Source organism: Galbitalea sp. SE-J8, from assembly GCF_030345695.1.
Classification (GTDB): domain Bacteria; phylum Actinomycetota; class Actinomycetes; order Actinomycetales; family Microbacteriaceae; genus JAUASV01.
The window spans coordinates 86651-88181 of the sequence record NZ_JAUASV010000015.1; the positions used below are offsets into that span (position 1 = coordinate 86651).

The 1531-nt window shown below is 71.4% G+C and carries 3 protein-coding genes; 2 read left to right on the forward strand and 1 reads right to left on the reverse strand.

Annotated elements, in window-relative coordinates:
* Window positions 1-174: 174 nt before the first annotated feature.
* Entirely contained in the window at window positions 175-582 is a 408-nt protein-coding gene (locus QT381_RS10835) for a hypothetical protein (protein WP_289248954.1), read from the reverse strand.
* A gap of 217 nt (window positions 583-799) precedes the next feature.
* Between QT381_RS10835 and QT381_RS10840 the strand changes: the two genes are divergently transcribed.
* Both QT381_RS10840 and QT381_RS10845 read left to right on the forward strand, forming a co-directional pair.
* Window positions 800-1090, forward strand: a complete 291-nt coding sequence (locus tag QT381_RS10840; RefSeq protein ID WP_289248955.1) for a YlxR family protein — start codon at window positions 800-802, stop codon at window positions 1088-1090.
* Window positions 1091-1171: 81 nt separating this feature from the next.
* Window positions 1172-1531 (forward strand): translation initiation factor IF-2 N-terminal domain-containing protein (locus QT381_RS10845; protein WP_289248956.1); only part of this gene is annotated, 360 nt, incomplete at its 3' end.

Here is a 1531-nt window from a genome sequence, read left to right on the forward strand (position 1 = left end):
GCTCGCGTCTCGAGACCACGACTGTTCTGTTCGGTGTGGGTGTGGTCTCGAGACGCCGGCTCGCGGCGCTCGCGGGCTCCTCGACCAGCGGGAGGGTGCTGCGCTCGCGGGCTCCTCGACCAGCGGGAGGGGTGCTGCGCTCGCGGGTTCCTCGACCGGCTGAGCCAGCCGGACTCAGGCGGGGTCTGTTCCCGCCGTCGGTGCGAGCCGGGGTGCGAGCCCGGCCGCGAGCGCGTACACGCGGTCGTCGAGCCGCGCGATGTCGCCCTTGAGGCTGGCCTCGAGTTTGTCCATGTCGCTGTGGAGGCTGGTCGCGAGGTTCTCCATCTCGTTGTGGAGGCTGGCCTCGAGTTTGTCCATGTCGCTGTGGAGGCTGGCCTCGAGTTTGTCCATGTCGCCCTTGAGGCTGGTCTCGACGCGGCTGATCTCGCTGCGGAGGCTCGTTTCGAGCCTCCCCAGGTCGCCCTTCAGTTCGCGGCGCGTGCGGGCGTTGGATGCCAGCACCGTGCCGCCGAGACCCACGATTCCGACCACGACGGTCAGGATCGTCGCGATCGTGTCCAGGCCCACGGTGAGCTCCATTCCTCCAGTGTGCGCCGCATCCGCGCTCGGGGCCAGTGACGCTATCGCGCGCCGCCGCCGTGCCCGGATCGCGGGTGGCCGGTTGCGCACAGCGCGCCCGGGTTCGACGCTGGGGAGGAGCAGGGACGACGGCCGCCGCGAATGGCGATCGGGCGCCCGGACCGATGCGAGGATGAGAGATCGACGTGGGCCGCGTCGGCACGAGAGGCGGGGTAGTATGGAACCGCGACGAACCTGTCTGGGGTGTCGCGCGCGCGACGACCGTTCGGCCCTGCTGAGGATCGTCGTGAGCGGTGACGCGATCGTGCCGGATACCTCCGGCACGGCACCCGGACGCGGCGCGTGGGTGCATCCCACCCGCGACTGCGTGCAGAGAGCGATCCGGCGGCGAGCCTTCGGGCGCGCACTGCGCACGGATGCCGTGCTCGATCACGACAGGATCCTCGCGTTGATCGATGCCCATCCGGGCATCCGCGAAGAACAGGCAGATCGACCCATGGACAACTGATGAGCGCCTCGAAATGAGAGCCGTCCACTAAACGCCTGACCCTGTCGTGCCGACACGGGCCGGGCACAGACAGGAGAATTTGTGGCAAACCCACGCGTACACGAGATCGCGGCCGAGCTCGGCATCGAGAGCAACGTCGTGCTCACCAAGCTCAAGGACATGGGCCAGTTCGTCAAGGGCCCGTCCTCGAGCGTCGCGCCGCCCGTCGCCCGCAGGGTGAAGGCAGCGCTCGAAGCGGACGGCGTGAAGCCCGCCCCCGCGCCGAAGCCCGCCGTGGCGAATGTCCCGGCCCCCGCCGCGCCCAAGCCGGCGGCTGTGGCGACCCCCGCGCCGGCGCCCGCAGCGCCGGTCGACCCGGCGGCGGCCCCGGCCCCGGCGCCCCTCACGGTCGCCGAGCGCCAGGCCGCGGCCGAGGCCGCCCAGAAGGCGGCCGCGACCGGC